Source organism: Promicromonospora sp. NPDC023805 (assembly GCF_040639635.1).
GTDB lineage: Bacteria > Actinomycetota > Actinomycetes > Actinomycetales > Cellulomonadaceae > Promicromonospora.
The window spans coordinates 139,615-162,921 of the sequence record NZ_JBFAAH010000005.1 but is presented as its reverse complement, the minus strand read 5'-3'; the positions used below and the strand labels follow the sequence as shown (position 1 = coordinate 162,921).

General features: G+C 73.0%; 21 protein-coding genes. 4 read left to right on the top strand and 17 right to left on the bottom strand.

Going from position 1 to position 23,307, the window contains the following annotated elements; all coding sequences use genetic code 11:
- Positions 1 to 61: 61 nt before the first annotated feature.
- The gene (locus AB0F70_RS08040; protein ID WP_357446007.1) at positions 62 to 574 is read right to left on the bottom strand and encodes a nucleoside deaminase; all 513 of its coding nucleotides are present in this window, start codon (positions 572 to 574) and stop codon (positions 62 to 64) included.
- 104 nt (positions 575 to 678) lie between these two features.
- On the opposite strand from AB0F70_RS08040, the gene AB0F70_RS08035 reads away from it, so the two are divergent.
- A complete protein-coding gene (locus tag AB0F70_RS08035; RefSeq protein ID WP_357445843.1) occupies positions 679 to 1,659 on the top strand; it encodes a DUF2332 domain-containing protein in 981 nt (326 codons plus the stop codon).
- Here the strand turns inward: AB0F70_RS08035 and AB0F70_RS08030 are convergent.
- The 13 genes from AB0F70_RS08030 to AB0F70_RS07970 form a co-directional block, all read right to left on the bottom strand.
- A complete protein-coding gene (locus tag AB0F70_RS08030) occupies positions 1,613 to 4,384 on the bottom strand; it encodes a molybdopterin cofactor-binding domain-containing protein (RefSeq protein WP_357445840.1) in 2,772 nt (923 codons plus the stop codon). The two genes, AB0F70_RS08035 and AB0F70_RS08030, sit on opposite strands and share 47 nt — an antisense overlap.
- The gene (locus AB0F70_RS08025; RefSeq protein ID WP_357445836.1) at positions 4,381 to 5,217 is read right to left on the bottom strand and encodes an FAD binding domain-containing protein; all 837 of its coding nucleotides are present in this window, start codon (positions 5,215 to 5,217) and stop codon (positions 4,381 to 4,383) included. The genes AB0F70_RS08030 and AB0F70_RS08025 overlap by 4 nt, the downstream gene beginning before the upstream one ends.
- A gap of 11 nt (positions 5,218 to 5,228) precedes the next feature.
- Complete coding sequence (locus AB0F70_RS08020; RefSeq protein WP_357445833.1) at positions 5,229 to 6,062, bottom strand: MurR/RpiR family transcriptional regulator; 834 nt, start codon at positions 6,060 to 6,062, stop codon at positions 5,229 to 5,231.
- A complete protein-coding gene (locus AB0F70_RS08015) occupies positions 6,059 to 7,342 on the bottom strand; it encodes an allantoate amidohydrolase (protein WP_357445829.1) in 1,284 nt (427 codons plus the stop codon). Before AB0F70_RS08015 ends, AB0F70_RS08020 begins: the two co-directional genes overlap by 4 nt.
- Positions 7,339 to 8,577 carry an alanine--glyoxylate aminotransferase family protein gene (locus AB0F70_RS08010; protein WP_357445826.1) on the bottom strand — a complete coding sequence of 413 codons (1,239 nt, stop codon included), beginning with the start codon at positions 8,575 to 8,577 and terminating at the stop codon, positions 7,339 to 7,341. The genes AB0F70_RS08015 and AB0F70_RS08010 overlap by 4 nt, the downstream gene beginning before the upstream one ends.
- Positions 8,574 to 10,040, bottom strand: coding sequence for an allantoinase AllB (gene allB, locus AB0F70_RS08005; protein WP_357445823.1), 1,467 nt, complete (start codon positions 10,038 to 10,040; stop codon positions 8,574 to 8,576). Before allB ends, AB0F70_RS08010 begins: the two co-directional genes overlap by 4 nt.
- Positions 10,037 to 10,990: a factor-independent urate hydroxylase gene (gene pucL / locus AB0F70_RS08000; protein ID WP_357445820.1), complete on the bottom strand. Its 954-nt coding sequence runs from the start codon at positions 10,988 to 10,990 to the stop codon at positions 10,037 to 10,039. Before pucL ends, allB begins: the two co-directional genes overlap by 4 nt.
- On the bottom strand, positions 10,991 to 11,284 hold the full coding sequence (locus AB0F70_RS07995) for a hydroxyisourate hydrolase (RefSeq protein ID WP_357445818.1): 294 nt from the start codon (positions 11,282 to 11,284) through the stop codon (positions 10,991 to 10,993).
- Entirely contained in the window at positions 11,281 to 11,799 is a 519-nt protein-coding gene (gene uraD / locus AB0F70_RS07990) for a 2-oxo-4-hydroxy-4-carboxy-5-ureidoimidazoline decarboxylase (RefSeq protein ID WP_357445815.1), read from the bottom strand. The genes AB0F70_RS07995 and uraD overlap by 4 nt, the downstream gene beginning before the upstream one ends.
- Before the next feature lie 77 nt (positions 11,800 to 11,876).
- Positions 11,877 to 12,644 carry a metallophosphoesterase family protein gene (locus tag AB0F70_RS07985; protein ID WP_357445812.1) on the bottom strand — a complete coding sequence of 256 codons (768 nt, stop codon included), beginning with the start codon at positions 12,642 to 12,644 and terminating at the stop codon, positions 11,877 to 11,879.
- A gap of 149 nt (positions 12,645 to 12,793) precedes the next feature.
- Positions 12,794 to 13,936, bottom strand: coding sequence for an amidase (locus AB0F70_RS07980; RefSeq protein ID WP_357445809.1), 1,143 nt, complete (start codon positions 13,934 to 13,936; stop codon positions 12,794 to 12,796).
- 142 nt (positions 13,937 to 14,078) lie between these two features.
- Positions 14,079 to 15,209: an acetamidase/formamidase family protein gene (locus tag AB0F70_RS07975; RefSeq protein ID WP_357445806.1), complete on the bottom strand. Its 1,131-nt coding sequence runs from the start codon at positions 15,207 to 15,209 to the stop codon at positions 14,079 to 14,081.
- A gap of 22 nt (positions 15,210 to 15,231) precedes the next feature.
- Positions 15,232 to 15,822 (bottom strand): helix-turn-helix domain-containing protein, encoded by a 591-nt coding sequence (locus AB0F70_RS07970; RefSeq protein WP_357445803.1) that lies wholly within the window; start codon positions 15,820 to 15,822, stop codon positions 15,232 to 15,234.
- A 73-nt stretch (positions 15,823 to 15,895) separates the two neighbouring features.
- Here AB0F70_RS07970 and AB0F70_RS07965 point away from each other — a divergent pair, with 73 nt between their 5' ends.
- The 3 genes from AB0F70_RS07965 to AB0F70_RS07955 are packed head-to-tail and all read left to right on the top strand — an operon-like array spanning position 15,896 to position 17,778.
- A complete protein-coding gene (locus AB0F70_RS07965; RefSeq protein WP_357445800.1) occupies positions 15,896 to 16,810 on the top strand; it encodes a DMT family transporter in 915 nt (304 codons plus the stop codon).
- 33 nt (positions 16,811 to 16,843) lie between these two features.
- The gene (locus tag AB0F70_RS07960; protein WP_357445797.1) at positions 16,844 to 17,266 is read left to right on the top strand and encodes a metalloregulator ArsR/SmtB family transcription factor; all 423 of its coding nucleotides are present in this window, start codon (positions 16,844 to 16,846) and stop codon (positions 17,264 to 17,266) included.
- Positions 17,263 to 17,778 (top strand): SRPBCC family protein, encoded by a 516-nt coding sequence (locus AB0F70_RS07955; protein WP_357445794.1) that lies wholly within the window; start codon positions 17,263 to 17,265, stop codon positions 17,776 to 17,778. The genes AB0F70_RS07960 and AB0F70_RS07955 overlap by 4 nt, the downstream gene beginning before the upstream one ends.
- Here AB0F70_RS07955 and AB0F70_RS07950 read toward each other — a convergent pair.
- The 3 genes from AB0F70_RS07950 to AB0F70_RS07940 form a co-directional block, all read right to left on the bottom strand.
- A complete protein-coding gene (locus tag AB0F70_RS07950) occupies positions 17,763 to 18,557 on the bottom strand; it encodes a DUF3626 domain-containing protein (RefSeq protein WP_357445791.1) in 795 nt (264 codons plus the stop codon). The two genes, AB0F70_RS07955 and AB0F70_RS07950, sit on opposite strands and share 16 nt — an antisense overlap.
- 366 nt (positions 18,558 to 18,923) lie before the next feature.
- Positions 18,924 to 20,642 carry a 2-isopropylmalate synthase gene (leuA, locus tag AB0F70_RS07945; protein ID WP_357445788.1) on the bottom strand — a complete coding sequence of 573 codons (1,719 nt, stop codon included), beginning with the start codon at positions 20,640 to 20,642 and terminating at the stop codon, positions 18,924 to 18,926.
- 343 nt (positions 20,643 to 20,985) lie between these two features.
- Positions 20,986 to 23,154: a hypothetical protein gene (locus tag AB0F70_RS07940; RefSeq protein ID WP_357445785.1), complete on the bottom strand. Its 2,169-nt coding sequence runs from the start codon at positions 23,152 to 23,154 to the stop codon at positions 20,986 to 20,988.
- Positions 23,155 to 23,307 lie beyond the last annotated feature (153 nt).

Sequence of the window (23,307 nt, the reverse complement as noted above, 5' to 3'; positions counted from 1 at the left end):
GGTGACCGCCAGCACGCCGCCGTAAAACGTGCTGCACGCGACCGGATCGTTATCCGGGCGGTCAGTACGGGGTGCGCGCGGTGTGTGCCCGCCAGGCCTCGAAGGGTTCCCCTGCGCGCGTGATCCGGTGCTCGACGACGGGGTTGGGCCACGTCGACCGGTCCCGCGCGAGGAGCTCGTAGAACTCGCGGTCGTCAAAACCGGCCCGCTCGGCGTCGTGCCGGTCCGCGGCGAAGACGACGCGGTCCGCACGGGCCCACAGCGCCGCGGACAGGCACAGCGGGCAGGGCTCGCACGACGCGTACAGCGTCGCCCCGGCCAGCGAGAACGTCTTGAGGGCCTGGCACGCGGCCCGGATCGCCACCACCTCGGCATGTGCAGTGGGGTCGAGGTCGCGGGTCACCCGGTTCCCGGCCGCCGCCACCTCGACGCCGTCGCGCACGACGACGGCCCCGAACGGGCCACCGCCGTCGGCCACGTTCTGGGTGGCGACCTCGACGGCGCGGGCGAGCCAGGTCTCGTCGTCCGGGCCGACGGAGGCCAGGGACGTGCCGGACTTCTCGATATGGCTGATCACCCTTCGATGCTCGCACCGCGGCGTTTCAACCACATTCCCAGCAGGTCACCCCCACGAAACACCTGTTTCGCACCCGCGGTCTGGTCGGTAGCGTGACCCGAATGGATACCGCCGCCGTCTACGCCCAGTTCGCCGGGAGCCAGGCGCTCAACGGCGGCTCGCCCACGTACCAGGACTGGGCGCGCGGGGTCGCCGTCGACCCGGAGCTGTGCGCCCTGCTCGACACGCTGCCCGAGCCCAGGCGGCAGCCCAACCTGCTGTTCGCTGCGGCGCGGCTGGCCGGGGCGCCCGCCCGCGGCTGGGCCGAGGTGCGGCCCTGGCTGCACGCCGCCTGGCGCGACGTCGAGCAGGTGATGCGCACCCACACCACCCAGACCAACGAGCCGCGGCGCTGCGCCACCCTCCTGCCGGCCCTCGCGGCGATCGAGGGGCCGATCGCGCTGATCGAGGTGGGCGCGTCGGCGGGGCTGTGCCTCTACCCGGACCGGTACTCCTACCTGTACACGTCGCCCGACGGCGGCCGCACCCGCCTCGATCCGGCCGACGGCCCGGCCGACGTGGTGCTGCCCTGCGACATCGAGGGCCCCGTCCCCACGCGGATGCCCGACGTCGTCTGGCGCGCCGGCATCGACCTCAACCCCCTGGACGTGCGCGACCCGGCCGACCTCGCGTGGCTGGAGGCGCTGGTCTGGCCCGAGCACACCGACCGGATGGTGACGCTCCGCGCCGCCGCGCGTGCGGTGGCCCAGGACCCGCCGCGCCTGGTCACCGGCGACCTGCTCGACGGCCTGCCGGACCTGGTGGCCTCAGCACCCGCCGAGGCCACCGTCGTCGTGCAGAACTCCGCGGCGCTCTACTACCTCACACCCGCCGGGCTGGTGACGTTCGAGGCCATGATGGCCGGCCTCAGGAGCACGCGCGGCGCCGTCTGGCTGAGCAACGAGGGCTGGACCGTCCTGCCCGACGTCGCGGCCAGGCTTCCCGAGGGCCTCTCGCCCCAGTTCATCCTGGCCCGCGACGGCGAGCCGGTAGCGCTCACGGACCCGCACGGCCGGTCGGTGCGACTGCTGCAGGCCGTGTGATCGGTGCGCGCAGCAGCTCCCACAGCCGGTCCCGCTGTATCGGCAGGTCACACGGGCGGACTCCCGTGGCGTCCGCTATCGCGTTCGCCAGCGCCGGGGCCACCGGGTTGTACGGGGCCTCGCTCATGGACTTCGCGCCGCGGGGCCCGAGGCGGTCGACGGTGTCGGCGAACAGCACCTCGGTGACCGGGACGTCGGACAGCTGCGGCACCCGGTAGTGCCGCAGGGTGCGCGTCACGACGACGCCGTCGCGCACCACCATCCGCTCCGTCATCGCCGAGCCGAGCGCCTGCCCCACGCCGCCGTCGATCTGCCCGCGCAGCTGCTCCGGGTTGATCACGACCCCGGCGTCGGCGGCGTGCACCGACTGCAGGATCCGCACCCGCCCGGTCCCCTGATGCACGGCCACCCGAAACCCGTGCACGTTGAACGCGACAGACCGAGGCGACCCGTCATGCGTGGCCTCGGCCCAGACCCCAACCAGTTGAGTGCTGGGTATTTGCCCTGCCGAACCGTTTCGATGGGGCAAATACCCAGCACTCAGCTGGTCCAGCTTGAGCTTGAGAGATGACGCCGCTCGGGCGACCGCCAGGCCCGCTACTACCGAGCCTGCCGAGCCGAAGGCGCCCGTGTCGTAGCCGGCCGTCGCCGTGTCCGACGGGCGCACCCGCACCCGGTCGACCGGCACCCCGAGCTCCGTGGCCGCGAGCTGCGCGTGCACCGTGGTGGTGCCGTTGCCGAACTCGGCGGTCCCGACGTCGACCACGAAGTCGCCGTCGGCGTCGACCGACACCTTGGCGTGCGTGAAGTGGCCGCGCGGCGGGATGGTAGCGATCATCGCGAGCGCTACGCCACGGCCCTCGGCCCAGCCGTCCGGGACGGAGTCGCCGCGCCCCGAGGAGAGCGCCCCCTCGACCAGGTCGAGGCACTGGTCCAGGCCGTAGGACCCGTACTCCAGGTCCCCGTCCACGGGCCGCCCGACGACGAACGCGTCGCCCGGCCGGATCACGTTCCGGCGCCGCATCTCGACCGGGTCGATGCCGAGCTGCGCGGCCAGCTCGTCGATCGCGCCCTCGATGGCGAACTGCACCTGCCCCAGCCCGTACCCGCGGAACGCCCCGGACGGCACGTTGTTCGTGTAGACCGACTCGGCGTCGACGCGCTTGTTCGGGGCCCGGTAGACGGCCATGGACTCGTGCACGCCGTGGAACATGACGCCCGGCGCGTGATTGCCGTAGGCGCCGGTGTCCGCCAGGACGTCGATGGCGAGCGCCGTCAGCTGCCCGTCCGCGTCGGCGCCCGCGCGGACGCCGATCCGCATCGGGTGCCGGCACGGCACGATCGTGAACTGCTGCTCACGCGTGAGCTCCCACTGCACGGGCCGGCCGGTGCGCAGGGTCGCGAGCGCCACGACGTCCTCCACGAGGAGCTCCTGCTTGCCGCCGAACCCGCCACCGACACGGCCCGCCACCACACGGACCCGCTGCTCGGGGAGGTCCAGGAGCCTGGCCAGCTCGGCGCGCACGAGGAACGGCACCTGCGTGGAGGTGCGCACGTGCAGGACGTCGCCGTGTGGGCCGGGCGCGAGCCACGCCCGCGCGCCGTGCGTCTCCAGGGCCACGTGGTTCACGCGGTCGGTGGTCCACGTGCCCTGCACGGTGGCGGCAGATGCCGCGAGCGCCGCGGCGACGCCGTCGTGCCCCGGCTCGGCGTACTCCTCGTGCAGCTGCGCGACGACGTTCCGGCTCGCCTCCGCGACACGGTGCTCGCCAGGTGTCTTGCCGGGGTGGACCAGGGGCGCGCCGGGCTGCCTGGCCGCCTCCGGGTCGAAGACGGCGGGCAGCGTCTCGTACTCGACGTCCACGAGGGCGAGCGCCGCGCGGGCCTGCCGGGGCGTCTCCGCGACCGCGACGGCGACGCGCTGGCCCACGAACCGGAGCACGGGGTCGAGGATGCGGGTGTCGTCGGGGTCGTCGAGGCGGTTCTCGTGGCGGGCGGTCGAGTACAGGGTGTCGGGGACGTCGTGGTGGGTGAGCACGAGGTGCACACCGGGGGCGCCGCGGGCCGCCGTCGTGTCGATGCGGGTGATCCGGGCGTGCGGGTGCGGGCTGCCGAGGACCGCGACGTGCAGCAGCCCGGGCGGGGCGGGTTCGTCCAGCGTGTAGGCCTCGCGGCCGCTCACGACCCGGGCGGCGGCAGGCGCGACGACGGCGCGGCCGAACGCCTGGCCGGGCTCGGCCACCTCGGTGTTCACGCGACCGGCGAGGGCGTCCCGGATCGACCGGTACCCGGTGCACCGGCAGAGGTTGCCCTTGAGCTCGTCCCCGGCCCCGGTGCTCTCGCGGGTGGAGCCTGTCGAGACCTCGCCCACCCCGCTGCCCGCGATCGTGCACACCATGCCCGCCGTGCAGAACCCGCACTGGAACCCTGCGGCCTCGACGAACGCCTGCTGTACGGGGTGCAGGTGGTCGACATCAGCGGAAGGGTCACCGCCCGGCCCGAACCGTCCCAGCCCCGCGGCCGTCACCACCTCGGAGTCGACCGTCCGGTGCGCGGGGACCAGGCACGACTGCACCGGGGCGCCGTCGAGCAGCACCGTGCACGCACCGCAGTCGCCCGCGTCGCAGCCCTTCTTCACGGCAGTGGCGCCCTGCTCCCGCAGATAGGTGCGCAGGCACTGGCCGGGACGCGGCTCTGCCGCCGCCGCGATGCCGTCGATCCTCATGTGCCGGCCAGCTCGTCGAGCGCCTCATGGGCGAGCTGTCGTGTCATCGCGGCCCGCCAGTCGCGGCTGCCGTGCACGTCCTCGAACCACGCGCCGGTGCTGTCCAGCCGGTCGATCCACCGGTCGACCGCCGCGTGGTCGCGGGCGCGCAGGCTGAGCGGCGCCGACACTGATGCGGTCACGGTGATCGTCGGACCCTGGCCGCCCGCCCGCCCCGTCACCATGGCTGCCGTGCGGCCGGTCGAGCTCAGGGACGCCCGGCGGAACACGGTTCGCTGCGCGAGCATGGCAGAAGGCACGCGCACCTCACGCAGCACCTCCCCCGGCGCCAGGTCCACGGCCCCAGCACCGGTGACGAGATCCGCCACGGCAACCACCCGCGACCCACCCCCGCTGGTCGAGACCCCCCGCGTCCAGATCACCGCCACCGCGTCCAGCGCCGCGAACAGCCCCACCATGGACCCGGCCGGCAGCCCCAGCGCAAGATTCCCGCCGACGGTCGCCATCCGAGCCACCTTCGCCGACAGCGTCAGCGCCGACACGCACGGCGCCACGAGCCCGAGCGCGCGATACGGCCCGCCCGTGTGCGCGCCCAGCGCACCCGGCCCGGACACCAGCTGCTCCAGCGTGCACGTCCCGGCGACCCGCAGTCCCGCGCCGTCCACGGACCACGGCTCCCAGCCCATCCCCGTCAGGTCCACCAGACCGGTCACTCCCGCGGGGACCGGCTCGGAGTACAGGTACGTGCCCCCGCCGAGAAAGGCCTCGCCGGGCAGCAGCACACAGTCCTCCCGGGTCCGCGCCACCCGCACGGTGTCGATGTCGAGATCCATGGCGTCGCCGGTCAGCTCTCGTCGATCTCGCGCAGCAGCGCGTACCTGGCGTCTATCGCCTCGACGCGGTCGGCCGCGCCGTCGAGCGCCCCGTGCACCCGGTCCGACAGGACCGCCACCACGCTCACGGGCGCCACCATCGAGTCGAAGGCCCCCTCCGTGGTGATCGGGCACTCGATCCACCAGGTCACGGCGCTCGCGAGGTGCCGGAGACTGGAGTCAGCGAGCAGGAGCACCCGGACGCCGTCGGCCAGCAGGGCCTCGACCATCGCAGCGACCTTGAACGCGTGCCGGCGGATCGAGACCACGACCACCACGTCCTCGGGCCCGAGCCCGACGAGGTCGTCGGCGAGCGACTGGCCGGGTCCCGGCGCGAGGTGCACCCGACCGCGCACCTGGATCAGGTTCCGTCGCAGCTGGGTGGCCGGCCCGAGGGATCCCCGGCGTCCGACGACCACCACGTCGCGCGCGGTGGCGAGCGCGGCGGCGACGTCGTCGAGCATCGTGTCGTCGAGCGCCGAGTAGACCTTCTCGAGGTTCTTGACCTCCTGCTCCAGCCGCTCGCGCAGGCCGGGCGACGGGTCGACCGCGATCGGCAGCCCGCGCCCGCGCTGGACGCGGAGGTGTTCGCGCAGCCCCTCGAAGTCCTCGTAGCCGAGCTTGCGGAACAGCCTGCTCATCGTCGCCTTCGAGACCCCGGCGAGCGCGGCGAGCTCCGTCGCCCGGTACGTCCCGAGGTCGCCGAGGTGGTCCAGCAGGGCGTCGGCGGCCCGCCGCTCCTGCGGCGACAGGTCGCGGTAGCCGGCGGCTATCCGCTCCTCGAGCGGCGTGGTCCCCGCCTTCATCGCGCCTCCTCCTGCTCGCGAGCCAGCACGAGCACCGCCTCGGTGAACGCGTCGAGCGCGATGGCGACGTCTTCGGCCTCCACGTGCTCGTCCGGGTGGTGGCTGATCCCGTCGCGGCAGCGCAGGAACAGCATGCCGACGTCGGTCACCGCGTCCATCGCCATGCCGTCGTGTCCGGCGGGGCTCCAGAGCCCGAGCACCTCGGCCGACGCCGTCGAGCCTGTCGAACGGGTAGCCTCCGCGATCCCCGTCGCCACCGCGGCCTGCATCCGTCCGGCGCACGCGGTCGACGGCGCCCGGTGGGTCTCGACCACCTCGAGCTTCACGCCCCGCTCCTGCGCGATGTCGTGGCCGACCGCCGAGATCTGCTCCCACAGCGCGTCGCGCCCGTTGTCGGTCCGGCCGCGCAGGTCGAGCGTGAGCTCCGCCAGGCCGGGGATCACGTTCACGGCGCCGGGCTCTACCCGGATGTCGCCGACGGTGGCGAGGCAGTCGGTGGCCCTGGCCAGCTCCTCGATCCGGGTGACGAGGTGCGCGGCGGCGACCAGCGCGTCCCGCCGTCGGCTGAAGGGGGTGCCGCCCGCGTGCCTGGCCTCGCCGGTGATCGTGAGCACGAACCGCCGTGCCCCCGCGATGGACGTGACGTACCCGAGCGGCAGGTTCGCCGACTCCAGCACCGGCCCCTGCTCGATGTGCGCCTCCAGGTAGCCGACGAGGTCCTCGGGGCGGCGGGCGGCGTCGCCCACGCGGTCCGGGGCCAGCCCGAACTGCAGGAACGCCTCGCGCAGGGTCACGCCGTCGGCGTCCGTCTGGTCCCACCAGGCCGGGTCCCACTGGCCCGACGCCGCGCAGCTGCCCAGCAGCGCCTTGCCGAACCGGGTGCCCTCCTCGTCGGAGAACCCGACGACCTCCAGCGCGAACGGGAGCGGGACGTCCCGCAGCCGGTGCGCGACGGCGATGGCGAGGACGACGCCGAGCATGCCGTCGTACCGTCCGGCGTCGGGCACCGTGTCGAGGTGCGACCCCAGCACGAGCGCCGGCTCGCCGGCGGTCCCCGGCCGCTGGCGCGTACCGTCGGCGGCACGGCGGCCCCAGAGGTTGCCCGCGGCGTCGGTCTCGGTGTCGAGGCCCGCGTCGAGCATCCAGGCCCGGACCGCCATGTTGGCGGCGGAGTGCTCGGGCGACAGGTAGACGCGTTCGAGCGCGTCGGGGCGTGACGAGTGGCGCGTCAGGTCGTCGCACCGCTCCATGACCCACTCGGCAGATCCGATCGGGCTCACGATTCCCCCTCCAGCTGATCGGCGGTCTCGTACGAGGCCAGGGCTGCCGAGACGCCGCCACCCGGCGGGGTCGCGAGGCCTGCGCGGCGCAGCTCGTGCTCCAGGGCCGCGAGGGTGGTGAGGACGGCGTCGCGGCGGGCGTTGAAGCCCATGGTCCCGATACGCCAGACGACGCCGTGCAACGGCCCGAAGGACGTGCCGATCTCGATACCGAAGTTGTCGAGGAGCCCGCCGCGGACGGCGTCCCCGTCCACGACGTCGGGGATGCGCACGGCGACCACGTTGTGCATCTTGTGGCCGACGTCGCCGAAGACCTCCAGGCCCAGGCCGAGCACCCCGGCCAGCATCGCGCCGCCGTGCCGTGCGTGCCGGCCCACCGCTGTTGCCATGCCCTCGTCCTTGAGCAGCCGGGCGCACTCGCGGGCCGCGTACAGCATCGACGTGGCCTCGGTGTGGTGGTTGAGGCGGCGCGGGCCCCAGTACTCCATGATCTGGGCGAGGTCGAGGTAGTTGGACACGATCGGGGCGCCGTGCGGGGCGACGTCGTCCGAGGTCCGGATGCCCGCCTCGACGTGCTTGCGCCGGTCGATCGCCGCGGCCGCCGCGGGCGAGAGCGTCACGGGCGCGCTGCCCGACGGCCCGCCCAGGCACTTCTGCAGTCCGGCGGTCGCCGCGTCGATGCCCCACTCGTCGGTGTGGAACGGGTTGCCGCCGAGCGTGGCGGTGGCGTCCACGTACAGCAGCGCGTCGTGCTCGTGGGCGATCCGGCCCAGCTCGGCGAGCGGCTGGGCCATGGTCGTGGAGGTGTCCCCGTGCACGACGGCGAGCACGCGTGGCCGGACGCGGCGGACGGCGTCCTCGATCTGCCCCGGGTCGAAGACCGTTCCCCACTCGGTCTCGATGGTGTGCACCTCAACGCCCGCCCGCGCGCAGATCTCCGCGAGCAGGTACCCAAACCGGCCGAACACGGGGACGAGCACCCGGTCCCCCGGCTCCAGCAGGGACACGAGCGCCGCCTCGATGCCGGCGCGTGAGGTGCCGTCGACGAGGAAGGTCTGCTCGTTGGCGGTGTCCCAGACCGTGCGCCACAGCGCCATCGCCTCGGTCATCGTGTCGGTCATGAACGGGTCGAACTGGCCCACGAGCGGCGCGGCCATGGCGCGCAGCACGCGTGGGTCGGCGTCGACGGGCCCAGGTCCCATCAGCAGCCGGGCGGGCGGATGGATCTGGGTCATGCGGGCCTCCTCAAAAGCACCCCGGACGCCGTTGAGTGCTGGCTATTTGCGGCGTCGAAACGTTCCGACCCCGCAAATAGCCCGCACTCAGCGACGGCGCCGGTGACGGTCAGGCCGTCGTACGCGCTGATCTTGTTCTTGTGTGCCAGGTCGGCTGCGCGGAAGGTCGTCGTAGCGTCCGGGGTGTAGACGATCAGGTCGGCGGCGGCACCCTCCGCGATCAGGCCCTTCGGACGCGTGCCCCGGTCCAGGCCCACCAGCGCGGCGGTGTTGGCCGAGGTCCAGCGGGAGACGTCGGCGAGGGAGACACCGCGGCGTCGGGCGGCGTCCGCCAGGGCGAGGAACCCGGCCTGCAGGCCCGAGATGCCGCCCCACGCCTGCTGCAGATCGACCTCGCCGGGCGCCGCGCCCCGGTACTTCTCCTCGGCGGTGGCCGGCGAGTGGTCGCTGACCACGCAGTCGAGGATCCCTGCACGCAGGCCGTCCCAGAGCGCGTCCTGGTTGCCGCGGTCGCGGATGGGCGGGCAGCACTTGAAGGCCGCGTCGCCGTCGGGGATGTGCTCGGCGTCGAACACGAGGTAGTGGTGGCAGGTCTCGGCAGTGACCGGCAGGCCCTCGTCCTTGGCCTCGGCGATCAGGTCGAGCGCCCGCGCCGACGACAGGTGCAGCACGTGGGTGCGCGTTCCCGTCTCGCGGACGGCGTCGAGCAGCCCGGCGATCGCCGTCGTCTCGGCCTCGTCCGGGCGGGAGAGCAGGAAGTCCGCGTACGCGCGGCTGCCCCCGTGCGGGGCGGCCGCGAGGGCCGCCGGATCCTCGGCGTGCACGATGAGCAGGCCGCCGAACCGCGCGATCCGGTCCGCCGCGTCCAGGAGCTCGTCGGGTGCGAGCGGCGGGAACTCGGGCACTCCCGAGTCGGCGAGGAAGCACTTGAAGCCGAAGACCCCCGCGTCCCAGAGCGGCTCGAGGTCGTCGGCGTTGCCGGGGACGGCGCCGCCCCAGAAGCCGACGTCGCAGTGCAGCTCACCGCGGGCGCGGACAGCCTCGGCCGCCGCACGCTTCGTCTCCAGGGCCGCCGCGGTGGTGGTCGGCGGGAGCGAGTTGAGCGGCATGTCGACGATCGTCGTGATCCCGCCGAGCGCCGCGGCCCGGGTCGCCGAGGCGAACCCCTCCCATGCGGTGCGGCCGGGCTCGTTGACGTGCACGTGCGTGTCGACGACGCCGGGCAGCACCACCTTGTCGCCGAGCTCGACGAGCTGCGGCGGGGGTGCGGGGACGGCGCCGAGCACCTCACCGAACAGGTCGTCGGCCGGCTTGAGGACGGCGGCCGGGTCGGACGTGCCCCACCAGACCTGGTCGATCCGGTCGCCCTCGATCCGCAGGACGGCGGGCCGGAGCTCGTCCTCCACCAGGACCCGCTCGGACGCGACGACCAGGCTCCTGCTGCCCTGCGGGCTGCCGCTCATACAAAACCTCCGATCGTGGACCAGACGGGATGCTCGGCTGCCGGCGCGCCGGAGCCGGCCGGGGCGTCGTCGGCCTCGGACCGCTGGACGGCCACCTCGATGAGCCCGTAGGGCCGGTCGGCGGCGAAGAACACCTCGCCGGGGTTGTCCAGGCCGAACGGCTCCAGGTCGACGAGGAAGTGGTGGTTGTTCGGGCACGAGAGCCGGATCTCGGCGATGTCGGGGAACGCCTCCAGCACCGCCCTGCCCATCGCGTACACGGTCTGCTGCAGGGCGAGGGAGTGCAGCTCGGCGAAGGTCGCCAGCAGAATCGAGCGGACCGCAGCGAACCGCTCGTCGTACTCGGCGGGACCCGCCGTCTCGCTGAACGACTGCTCGTACCGCCACCAGGCGCTGACGTCGGTCGCGAGGATCCGGTCGTCGGTCTCGGGCAGCGTCGTGTACCGGTCGCGCGGGAACCCCGCGAACTCCGAGCCCGTCGACTTCAGCACCGTGACGTCGCGCAGCCCCGCGAGCACGGTCAGGCCGGCGGAGTCGGCGTGGACCAGCGCGGTCCGCCGCTCGGCGCCGCCGCGCACGAACGCGTGGTCGTGGCCGGCGTCGCCGCCGCTAGCCCCCGGACCCGCCACTATGCGCTCCCAGCCGTACTGCTCCGCGAGCCAGCGTCCGCCGCTGATCTGCGGCTCCTGGAGAAAGTGGCGGGCGAGCCGCAGCAGGAACGTCTCCGGCGAGCCGACGCCGTCCCGCGCGAAGGCGTACACGGTGTTCTTCTGCGTGTCCGTCGCGACGACGCCGGTGTTGTCCCCCGACTCGTGCGTGGCGCGGAAGTCGCCGCGGAGCTGCGAGGTGACGCTGAGGTCGGTGATGCGGTGCCGTGCCGTGTCACGGTCGACCCGCACGAGCCGTACCTCGGCCTTGCCGTACTGGTTGGGTCCCAGGACTATCGACATTCAGCTCCCCCGATAAGTGGTGTAGGCGAACGGGCTCAGCAGGAGGGCGACGTGCGTGTGGTCCGGCCCGAGGACGACGTCGAGCACCACCTGGCCGAAAAACGTCTCCCGGTCCTGCGCCGCGAACCAGTCGCCTGCGGCGAAGGTCAGGACGTGTCGCCCGGGCGTGACCTCGCCCCAGCTGATCCGGCCGTCGTCGTCGGTCACGGCCTGACGGCTGCCGAGCGTGACCGCGAGCCCCCCGGCCGGGAGGCCGCGCGCGGCGTCGAGCACGTGGGTCGAAGCGGTGCTCACGACGCCGCCTCCGCAGGTTCCCCCGCCGGTTCCTCGACGAGCGTCTCCAGGCGCAGCAGCGCGATCTGACGGAGCTGCTCGGCGGTCACCAGGGCCTCGGACGCCGGGTCGTTGCCGAGGCGTTCGGTCAGGTTGGCGAGGATGTCGTCCGCCGTGCGCCCGGCGGCCCGGACCAGATAGATCCGGCCGAACCTCGCCTCGTACGCGGCGTTGCCGGCGGCGATCCGGGCGGCTGTCGCCTCGGCCGCCGTCGGCTGCTCGGTGCGGGACAGCCGCGCCTCGGTGCTGTCCCCCGACGCGCGTTCGCCGATGCGGGGATGATGCGCGAGCGCCGCGTCGACGTCGGCGGCCGTCCACTCGGCGGCGGCCCGCATCGCGCGCAGCAGGAGCGAGTTCCGGCACCGGTAGGGACGGCCGGCCACCACGTCGTCGACCCAGGAGTCGATGTCGACGCACGGGCGGACCGTCGCGGCGGCGTCGGCGGCGGGCAGGGCATTGAAGGTCGTGAGGTCCACGAGGACAAACTTAGTTTCAAACTGTCCCCCGCGGTGAGACGCGCGTTTCAGCCGGGTAAAACTTCACCAGTTCTGGTTCAGGCGAGCACGCCCGTCCGGAGCATGTGGGCGAGGTCCGGCTGCCCCAGCCCGTCCGCCGACGCCGCGGCGGCCTCGCGGTCGTACGGGACGGCGAGCAGCTGGGCCGTCCACCCGTCCGCCGCGTCGGACAGGATCGCGTACCGGGCCTCGGGCGCGCCGACCTCGACCCGGTGCGGGAGCGGGGCGTCGTCCGAGTAGGCGGGCCAGCCCACGCTTCCGGGGTTGACCAGCAGCGATCCGTCCGGCAGCTGCCGCGTCCGGGCCTGGTGCGTGTGCCCGCACAGGTAGAGGCCGTGCGTGCCGTAGGCGGCCCCGAGTCGTTCGACCAGCTCGTCGTCGGTCGCCTCGCGCCAACCGCTCGGGTGCTCCGCCGTCGGCCCGACGACGGTCTGGGTGAGGTAGGTGGCGTCGTCGTCCGGCACCGCGTGGAAGGCGAGCACCCCTGGGACCGGCTCGACGGTGAGCGGGAGCGAGCCGAGCCACGCGCGGTCGGCGTCGGCCAGGACGCCCGAGGCGATGCGGTCGACAGTGCCCATCTCGTCGTACGGCAGCGTCAGCACCTGGCGTTCGTGGTTGCCGCGGACGGTCACGATGTCGGGCCGCGTGGCGAGCAGGTCCAGGGTCCCGCGCGGGTCGACGGCGCCGGAGATGATGTCGCCGAGGTTAAGCACCAGGTCCACCCGCGCGGCGTCGATGGCGGCGAGGACCGCCGCGAGCGCCGGGGTGTTGCCGTGGACGTCGGAGAGGACAGCGATACGGGTCATCCGCGCAGGCTAGCGGTCGGACGGGCGCCGGAGAGGTCCTCCCGGCGCACGCCCGACCGGGTGTCGCGCGCTGCCGCCGATCGTTGCAGCCATGTCACGGTATGGCGACATGGCTGCGATGTCGCCGTACCGTGACATCCGGCCGGCCGTCAGGCTCCGATCCGGCCCGCCAGCTCCAGCAGCGACCGGTCCGAACCGGCCGGCCCGACGAGGCACGCGCCCCCCGGCAGTCCCTCCGCCGTGGTGACCGGCACCGAGACGGCGGGTAGCCCGCCGATCCCCGCGATGCAGGTCAGCAGCATCGTCGCCTCGCGCGCGGCCTCTGCCTCCTCCGGGCGGGGTGCCACGGTCGCCGTCGACGGCAGCACGAGCACCCGCTCCCCGAGCCGCTCCCGGATCTGCTCCCTCGCGTGCCCGACGGCGGTCCGCGCCGCGTCCGCGTCCGCCGCACCGATGGCGCGCGCCCGCTCGAACCGCCCGCGCACCGCCGGCCCGAGCGTGTCCATCCGGCCTTCGAGCCAGCCGCCGTGGACGGCCCAGGCCTCTGCCGCCTGGAGGGTCTGGAACGCGGCGAGCCAGGCAGGCTCGGGCGCCCAGTCGACGGGCCGCGCCCCGGCAGCCCGCGCGAGCTGTCCGACGGCGTCTCGCACCTCTGGCGCCGCCAGGGCGAGCAGGGCGTCGCTCAGCACGAGGGGGGCCTGATCCGGGAGCGCCACCGTGTCGGCGGGGAGCAGCACGTCGCCCACCCGGGCCAGCGTGGCGGCGTCGCGCGTGAGCCAGCCGACCGTGTCGAACGACGGCGCGAGCGGCAGCAGCCCGCGATCGGGCACCGCGCCGTGCGTCGGACGGATGCCCCACAGCCCCTGGTAAGCGGCCGGGACCCGCACGGACCCGCCGGTGTCGGTCCCGAGCGCGATGCTCGCCTCGCCGGCCGCGACCGCCGTCGTCGGGCCCGACGTCGAACCGCCGCTGATCCGCCCGGGTACCCGCGGGTTGGGCGGGGTGCCGTAGTGGGCGTTCGCGCCGGTCAGCGAGTAGGCGAACTCCTCGGTCTGCGCGATCCCGGCGAGCGCGGCTCCGGCGTCCAGCAGCCGCGCGACCGCGACGGCGTGCTCCTCCGCGACGGGTGCCGCCGCGAGCCAGGCCGGGTTCCCCGCGCCGATCCGCTCGCCCGCGACGGCGAACAGGTCCTTGACGGCGACGGTCTCGCCGTCGAGCACGCCGGAGCCGGTCGGCGCAGTCAGCGGGCCGGGCTCGGTCCGGACGCGCCACACACTGGGATCGAGAGCCATGCGCACATGCTGCCAGCCGAAAGTCTCCGAGCGAGAACCTGCCGAACGGCTGCAAGCCGGAACCACGACGAGACAGAACAGTGGTGGAGGTCCGCTTCCGGACCTTGCCGGAAGCGGACCTCCACCAGCCCCGGGGCGCCGGCTATCGCTCGTGCCCGCCGAAGTCCGCCTTGCGGATCTTCGCGTGCACGCCCTTGACGACGTCGACGACCTGCGAGATGTCGAAGTCCGTCGCCGCCGAGAGGTACGCGTAGGCGTGCGCCGGCGACATCCCGTACCGGACCTCCAGCAGCGCGATCGCGGCCCGTACGCAGTTCTGCACGGCGACGTCGAGGTCGCGGTCCAGGCCGGTCGGGACCAGGAACTCGGCGGTCTCGGCGAGCGGCCCGGCCAGCTTCCCGAACGTCGCGACGGCGTCCGACGCCGGGATCAGGTCGAAGCTCAGCCGCACCCGCAGCGATGCCTCGAAGGCGGTGAGCGCCACCTCGCCGTCCCCCTGCGCGAAGTGCGGGTCGCCCACGTAGGCGAGCGCCCCGGCCGCCTGGACCGGCAGATAGAGCGTGGACCCGGCGCCCAGGAGGTTGATGTCGATGTTGCCGCCGAACGGGCCGGGCGGCACCGAGTGCGGCCGTTCGTCCCCCGCGGCGGCGACGCCCATGATGCCGAGGAACGGGTGCAGGTCGAAGCCCACAGTCCGGTCCGACCCCTCGAACAGCGGCAGACTCCCGCGCCCCGCGCCGTCGGACCAGGAGTCCACCTCGGCGAAGACGCTGACGCTCTCCACGCCTCCGGCCGGGTACTCGTCCGGCAGGGCCCCGCGACCGTGCCGGTTCGAGATCACGCCGTACGGGACGCGAGGTTCGGTCGCCAGCACGCGGATCGCGAGCAGATCGCCGGGCCGGGCGCCGCGGACCTCGATCGGCCCGGTCACGACGTGACCACCGTGCGCGCCGGCCACACCCGGCAGCCCGGGCACCCGGTCGCCCAGGAGGGAACGGCGGGCGCCCGCCAGCTCGACGGCGTCGGCCAGGACCGCATTCTCGGCGACTCCACGCTCCGCGAAGTACGCGAGCGGGTCGCCGCCCTGGTCCTCGAGGATGCCCTCGTGGGAAAGGGTGTCGACGACCACCTCCTGCCCGGGGTCCACCGACAGCACCGCGCGGTCCGCCGCGCAGGGCAGTCGGCCCCAGTAGGCGGTCTCGACAGAGGTGGGCAGATAGGTGGCCCCGTCAGGGACGTGGCTGCCGGGCTGGAGGATGGTCTGCTGGTGCACGGGGTGACTGTATCCACCAGCTTCAGCCGGCGGGCGCGAGCAGCCCCCGCGCCGCCGCTCGGGCGGCGGCGAAGGCGTTCGGCTGCGCCCGCGTCGTGTACGCGACCATCGCACCCTCGTAGAGCAGGTGGACCTGCGCGCCGACCTCCTCCGCGTCGGGATGTCCGGCGTCGCTCAGCAGGTCGGTGAACACGCCGAGCATGTACAGCTTGTCCGCGAGGATCACCGCGTTGCCGGGGTGGTCGGACCCGCCGATCTCGCCGTGGGCGTTGACGAAGGCGCACCCTCGCTCGTTCTCCCGCGCCCACTCCTCCGCGAGCTCCAGCGCGGCCACCACCCGGTCGACGCCCCGTGCGGGCCCAGCCGCACCACGCGCCGCGAGCCGCTCGCCGAACCACGTCACCCAGCGCTCGTGCCGGCGCGTCAGATAGGCGGCCACCAGTGCGTCCTTGGAACCGAACCGGTCGTAGAGCGTCTTCTTGGTGACCCCTGCCTGGTCCGCGATCAGGTCGACGCCGACGCTGCGGATCCCCCGGTGGTAGAAGAGATCGGCCGCCGTGGTGAGGATCTTCTCGCCGGCCGGCGTGTGCGGGTTGGGGCTGCGTCGGGGCATACGGGTCGCTCCGTCCGGGCTGCGGTCTGGGTCCACTGCGAGTATACCGACCTGTATGGTTAACCTGGGGATCATGCGAAAGAGTCTCCTGGGACACCTCGCCCCCGCCCTGCTCGTCGTGCTGTGGAGCTCCGGCTTCGTCGGCGCCACCTTCGCGGCGCCGGTCGCTCCGGTCACGACCACGCTCCTGTGGCGCTACGTCGTCGCAGCGCCCCTGATGCTCATCGTGGTGCTGGCGCTCCGCCGCCGCTACGGGCTCCGCTACCTACGGCGCGAGGCGGTTCTCGGCGCCCTCGGCCAGGCCGGCTACCTCTACGGCGTGTTCCGCGCGGTCGAGGCGGGGCTGCCGGCCGGAACGGCAGCCCTGCTCGCCTCGCTGCAGCCCGCCCTGGTCGCCGTCGTCCTGTCCAGGTTCGGCAAGGGAGGCGGACGCCGCCAGACGGTCGGCCTCGCGATCGGCTTCGCGGGAGTCGCGCTCGCCGTCGGGCCCGACGCCGTCGCCGGGACAGGCACGGAAGGGGCCCTCTGGGCGCTGGCGGGCATGCTCTCGCTCTCGGCCGCAGCGGTGCTCGGCGACCTGTGGCCGGCGCCCGACGAGAAGCACGACGTGCTGGACTCCCTTACCGTCCAGGGAGTCGTGGCGCTCGCGTTCTTCGCGGTGGTGGCGTTCGCGAGCGGTCAGACGGCGCCGCCGGCGGACCCGTCGTTCTGGCTGGCGGTCGCCTGGCTGGTGGGCCTGGCGTTCTTCGGCGGCTACGGCATGTACCTGTACGTGCAGCGCACGCGCGGGCCGGTCGCGGTAAGCACATGGCTGTATCTCACCCCGGCGGTCTCCGCGGCATGGGCCTGGGCCATGTTCGGCGAGCGGCTGTCGCTGCTCACGGTGGCGGGGTTCGCGATCAGCCTCGCGGGGGTGCTCGTCGTCCGACCCACGCCCGACCGCGAGCAGACCCGCCGGGATCACCCGTTGGCAGCCGCCCGCTCTTGACAGATTGGTAACCGTAGAGTTACCAATAGGACCATGGATGCCTTTGCCGCCCTCTCGGACCCCGTCCGTCGCGAGCTGCTGCGCCAGCTCGCGGCCGGGCCGGCGAGGGTGGTGGACATGGCGTCGGGCCATCCGATCAGCCGCCCGGCCATCAGCAAGCACCTGCGGGCCCTGGGCTCGGCGGGGCTCGTGACCGCCGACGACGTCGGCCGGGAGCGGCACTACCGGCTGGACCGGGCAGGGCTCGCACCCGTGACCGCACTCCTCGCCGAGCTCGCGCCCGCACAGCCGGCCCCTGCCCCGCCGATCGCCGAGCAGGCGTTCGACGGCCTGGAGCTCGAGGTGCGGCGCGTCGGCCGGGACCGCCGGGCAATGCCGGGCGCAGCTCGTATCAACACCGAGCACGTGAAGACCGAGCACACCAAGACCGAGCACGTCGACGAGGAGACAGCATGAGCACCGACATCACCGCCACCGGCCGCACGGAGCAACGCCCGGACGGGCCCTACATAGTGCTCACCCGCACGTTCCGCGCCCCGATCGAGGACGTGTGGGCGGCGGTCACCGAACCGGACCGCCTGGCCCGCTGGATCGGCCGCTGGACCGGCGATCCGGCGACGGGAAAAGTGGCTGTCGAGATGCTCTACGAGGGCGACGACGTCGAACCCGAGGAGTACACGATCGACACGTGCAAGGCTCCTCATCAGCTCGAGCTCACCTCGCAGGGGACGTACGGCGAGGACGCACCCGCGACCTGGCACCTGAAGCTCGACCTGGTCGAGGCGGACGGCGTCACCACGCTCACGTTCGCGCAGTCGATGGACGACCCCGCGATGGCCGAGAACGTGGGCCCCGGGTGGGAGTACTACCTCGACCGGCTCGTCGCCGTCGAGACGGGCGGCGACCCTGCCGCCATCGACTTCGCGGACTACTACCCGGCGATGTCCGAGCACTACCGCACCCTGTAGTTCCCCCAACGCGCCACGTGGTGCCAGACCTTCTTCAGGTCCTGCGGGTCGTGCTCGCCGGCGAGCACCGCCTCCCCGATCCCCCGGGGGTCCAGCCACCCGTCGCTCGCGTGGCGCGCGGCGACCGCCCGCGCCACCTCCACGACCGCCGGTCCGCGGAACTCCGGTCGCTTCGCCAGCTCCTCCACGCGGAGGCGGAATCCGTGGTGCCACTCGACGCCGACGCCGAGCCCGCGGGCGGCATCGGCCACGGGCGTATCGCGGTAGCAGGGGTCCAGCACGAGCGCGGCGACGTCGTCGGGCAGGGCTATCGTGCCGTGCACCTGGGCCTCGACGTAGTCGTCGAGGAGGTCGCAGGCACCGGCCGCCGTGTCGGCGTCGGCCAGCGCGACCAGCGGCTCCGGGTCGACGGCGGCGAAGTGCTCGGGCTCCATGACGGAGTCCGGGTAGCAGAAGGTGGTGCGGGCCAGCACGTGCGGATGGAGCCGCAGGTGGGCAGAGCCGAACCGGACGGCGCCGCCCGCGGCGCGGCCCCGGTGGTTCAGCGCCCCGTAGCGCGGGCGGTCGCGCGGCGGGCCGTCGTCGTACCGGCCGTCGAACATACGCCGCTCCCAGCGCCACCGGTCCCCGCCCGGGTGCGCTGTTAGCCCGCCGTTGCTGGTGCCCGTCTCGAACTGGGAGCGCCACACACGGTCGTGCGCGAGGCGCTCGATCAGGGTCTCGCTCCCGTCGGCGACGAGCCGATCCGGATGAAAGTTGATGGTGACCGGCCAGTCCATGCCCGGAGGCTACCTGGGGGTACACCGGGCCTGGCCCCGGGGGTCGTGGTCGTCTGGATCCTCTTGAACGGAACTCTGTTCGCGCTCGTGGGGGCGGTCACCGGAGCGGTGCGGGCCTCGGGGGTCGGAGGAGCACTGGGTTCGTGAGATCGGTCGGTTGCCTCCGCCGCAGTTCGAGTTCGGTCGGTTGCTCTGAGATCGGTCATTTAATGGACCGATCTCAGAGCAATCGACCGAACTCATTTCAAACCGCGTGCAACTGACCAAGTTCAGCGCCGAGGCCACCCACGCCAAGCTCAGCTGAGTGCTGGGCATTTGCGCTTCCTGGACCGGAGTTACCACAGATACCCAGCACTCAACGAGGGGTCAGGCGGTGCGTTCCGCTCGGTTGACCGCCGAGACGATCGCCTTCAGCGACGAGAGCGTGATCGACGGGTCGATCCCGACGCCCCACAGGACGTCGTCGCCCACCGCACACTCGACGTAGGCGGCAGCGCTGGCGTCGCCGCCCTCGGACAGCGCGTGCTCGACGTAGTCCAGCACCCGTACCTTGACGCCGACCTGCGCGATCGCGTTCACGAAGGCGTCGATGGGCCCGTTGCCGGTGCCGGTCAGGGTCAGCTCCTGCCCGCGGTCCAGCACGTCGACCTCGAGCGTGTCCTGCTCGCCCTCCACCGACACGGCACGTGTGCCGCGCAGCTCGAGCCGGCCCCAGTGCTCCAGGCCGGACTGCGCGTTCTCCTCGATCGGCAGGTACTCGTCCGTGAAGATGCGCCAGATGTCCGCGCCGGTCACCTCGGTGCCCTGGGCGTCGGTCACCTTCTGCACCGCGTGGGAGAACTCGATCTGCAGACGCCGGGGCAGGTCCAGCTTGTGCTCGCTCTTGAGCAGGTAGGACACACCACCCTTGCCGGACTGCGAGTTGACCCGGATCACTGCCTCGTACGAGCGGCCGACGTCGCGCGGGTCGATCGGCAGGTACGGCACGCCCCAGTGCAGCTCGTCGACGGTAACCCCTGCGGCCTCCGCGCGGCCGGCCATGTGCTCGAAACCCTTCTTGATGGCGTCCTGGTGCGAGCCGGAGAACGCCGTGAACACCAGGTCGCCCACGTACGGGTGCCGCTCGTGGACGGGCATCTGGTTGCAGTGCTCCACGGTCCGACGGATCTCGTCGATGTCGTGGAAGTCGATCTGCGGGTCGATGCCCTGGGAGAACAGGTTCAGGCCCAGGGTCACCAGGTCGACGTTGCCGGTGCGCTCGCCGTTGCCGAACAGGCAGCCCTCGATGCGGTCGGCACCGGCCAGGTAGCCCAGCTCGGCCGCGGCGACGGCGGTGCCGCGGTCGTTGTGCGGGTGCAGCGACAGGATGACGTTCTCGCGGTGGTTGAGGTGCCTGCTCATCCACTCGATCGAGTCGGCGTAGACGTTGGGCGTGGCCATCTCGACGGTCGCGGGCAGGTTGATGATGACCTTGCGCTCCGGCGTCGGCTCGAAGACCTCGATGACCTCGTTGCAGATGCGCACGGCGAACTCGAGCTCAGTGCCCGTGTACGACTCGGGCGAGTACTCGTAGTAGATCCGCGTGTCCGGGACGGTCTCCTCGAGCTTGCGGCACAGCTTGGCGCCGTCCAGCGCGATGCTCACGATGCCGTCCTGGTCGGACCGGAACACGACCTCACGCTGCAGCACGGACGTCGAGTTGTACAGGTGCACGATCGCCTGCTTCGCGCCGGTGATCGCCTCGTACGTGCGCTCGATCAGGTGGGCACGTGCCTGCGTCAGAACCTGGATCACGACGTCGTCGGGGATCCGGTTCTCGTCGATCAGCTTGCGGACGAAGTCGTAGTCGGTCTGGCTCGCGGAGGGGAACCCGACCTCGATCTCCTTGTAGCCCATGGAGACCAGCAGCTCGAACATGCGGAGCTTGCGCTCCGGGTTCATCGGCTCGATGAGGGCCTGGTTGCCGTCACGCAGGTCGACCGCGCACCAGCGCGGAGCCTTCTCGATCCGCTTGGTGGGCCAGGTGCGGTCGGGGATGTCCACGGTGATCTGCTCGTGGAAGGGGAGGTACTTCTGGGTCGGCATGCCAGAGGTCTGCTGCGGGTTGTCTTCGATGATTCCGCCCGCTGCGCCATGCGCTCCTGCGCCATGCAGTCCTGTGTCGTGAACTCCGCCGGGGGTGGTGGCGGTGATGCTGTTCTCCATCATGTGTCCTTCGCTCGGTGAGGTTGGCCGGCACACCAAGCCTCCGCGACGAGGGACCGACCTGTCTAGGCCTCGTCGCGGCAGGGAAGGAGAAGGATCACCGTCATGCGCATGCCGTCACTGTACCCCCGGCCGTGACCCGGACCGCCAATCGCGCCCACGATCCGGACGTGTCAGACGCACAGGTCACCGGAGTGACCTGTGCGTCTGACACGTCGGGAGCTCAGCGGCGGCTGCGCAGCGCCGCGTCGACCTGCGGGTCGCCGAGGGCGCCCAGCCAGTCCAGCAGCGCGGGGTAGGTGGACGGGTTGGCGGCGACCTGCGGACGCAGGTGCGGCGCCTCCTGCACGATCTTCGCCAGGTCCGCCAGCGGGGTGGCCGGGTCGAGCGCCACTGCGGGCGTCCACCTGCCGCCCACGGGGGGCAGCACTGCCGTGTGACCCGACTCGGACCCGTAGTCCACGGGCGCGGGGCGCTGGCTCTGCTCCTGGCCGACGACGACGCGGCGCGTGACCTGCTCCTGACCGTCGCCACCGGCAGCCGCGCCGGCGTCGGCCTGGGCTGCCTGCTGACCGGTCACGGGCCGGATACGCGCCGTCGGCTGGGCGGAGGCCACCCGCTGGACGGGCGCCACCGGCTGCGCGGCGGATACCGGCTGGGCGGACGCCACCGGCGTCGCGCCGGACCGGACCGGCGGCATGGTCGCCGTCTCGCTCGTCGACGAACCCGCGGGCGCGCCCGCTGCCCGCATCTCCTCGACGGTGCGCATCGCGCTGATCGGGACCTCGCTCGACTCCGGCTTCGCGGACTGCACGGGGATCACCCCGTGCTGGACCGCTGCGGCACCCGCGACGGTGCGCACCGCGCCCGTCGAGGTGACCCGGCGCGGCTCGGCGGGCCGGCGCAGCTCGGGCGCCGACCGGACGGGCTGCTCCGGGAGCGAGACGGGCGGCGCCTTGTCGCCCTTGGGGCGGGGCGGCGCCCACAGGTAGGCCTGGCTGCGGTCGACGTCGGTGTCCCCACCGATGCCGACCGTCTGGAAGTGGTCACGCACCGCCTTGGGGATCATCAGCGCGGACGCCGCGACGACCGGCAGGCCGAGGGCCATCAGCAGGTCGCCGAGGTTCACGCCGAGGCTCGCGCCGGACGTCGCGATGACGACGACGAGCCCCAGCACGCCGGCCACGCACGCGGCACCGACGGCGGGCACGTGCCCCGTGGTGGGGTCGCGCTGCAGCGAGCGCCGCGCGAACCAGGCGAGACCGGCGACGACGACGCCGAGCACGAGCCGCACCACCAGCGTCACGCCGGCGCCGGACCCGATGAAGCCGGGGTCGATGAGCTGCACGAGCGCGGCCAGCGCGCTGCACGCCGCGAGCAGCACGATGACGTCGAACGCACGCATGGCGACCCGCACCCACACGCCGGCGGCCTGCTCGGTGCTGACGTCGTCCTCGGCCGCGGGGTCGCGGCGCACCGCTGGCGCACCGGCGACGGCAGCGGCGAGCGGCAGGAGCACCAGGCCGAACCGGCTCGGGTCCGTGACGCCGGGGCGCATGGACTCGAGGCCGGTCAGCGAGTCGCCGGAGGTGAAGATGAAGAGCAGCGCCAGCACGATGCCCGCGGCGATCAGCACGAGCCGCGAGGGACGGTCGTGCCGGACGGTGCCGCCCACCAGGAGCCACGCCAGGCCGACGACCAGCGCGAGCCACACGGGCGCGAGCAGGCGGTCGCCGAGCGTCGCGTCCTCGGCGAACTCCGCGAGCAGCGTCGAGGTGATGGCGCCCACCGCGATCAGGATGCCGACGCCGGCGAGGCCGAGGCGCCAGCCGCGCACGACGGCGCCGTCCTCGTCGACGGGTCCGAGCTCGCTGTCGCGCGGGGTGGCGGCGAGCGCCGCACCCGCCAGCGCGAGGCCCAGGCCGGTGCCGACGCCCGCACCGCTGCGGACGTCGAAGATGAGGTGCAGCAGGCCGATCACGGCGATCGGCAGCCCGGCGAGCAGGCGTGCGCGACGTGTGGAGTGCACGGTCCACGTGGCCGGCAGCACGCCGAAGCGCGCGAGGTAGGGCAGGGTCAGCGAGGCGAGGGACAGCGCGACGGCCAGGACGACCTCTACGCGGTCGGCTCCCCGGTCGGCCAGGTTCCACGGCAGCGCGAGCGACACGAGCAGGGCGAGTGCGGCGATGGCGTCCCGCACGTAGTCGGCCACCGCGATGTTCGCGAAGGGTCTGGCGTCGTCGGTGCCGTCGGGTGTGTGCCCGGACTCGGCCTCTGCCGAGATCGTTGCGACGTGCTCGTGGCCGAGATGTTCGGTCGGCGCGCCGTTCGCGTCCTGCGCGCCGTCTGCCGAATCTCTCTCGTCACGCTCGGAAGCGTGCTGGTCCATCATCCGTTCACTCCTCGATAACGCCGCTGGTCGAGACTGGGGAAGTGTGGCTGGTGGCGTTGGGTCCCCGACGTTACTACCCGCTGGGGACGGAGCCTGTCAGGCCGAACCACGGCGAGTCCGGTCACACCTGCATTTCTGCGCACGTCCATCACA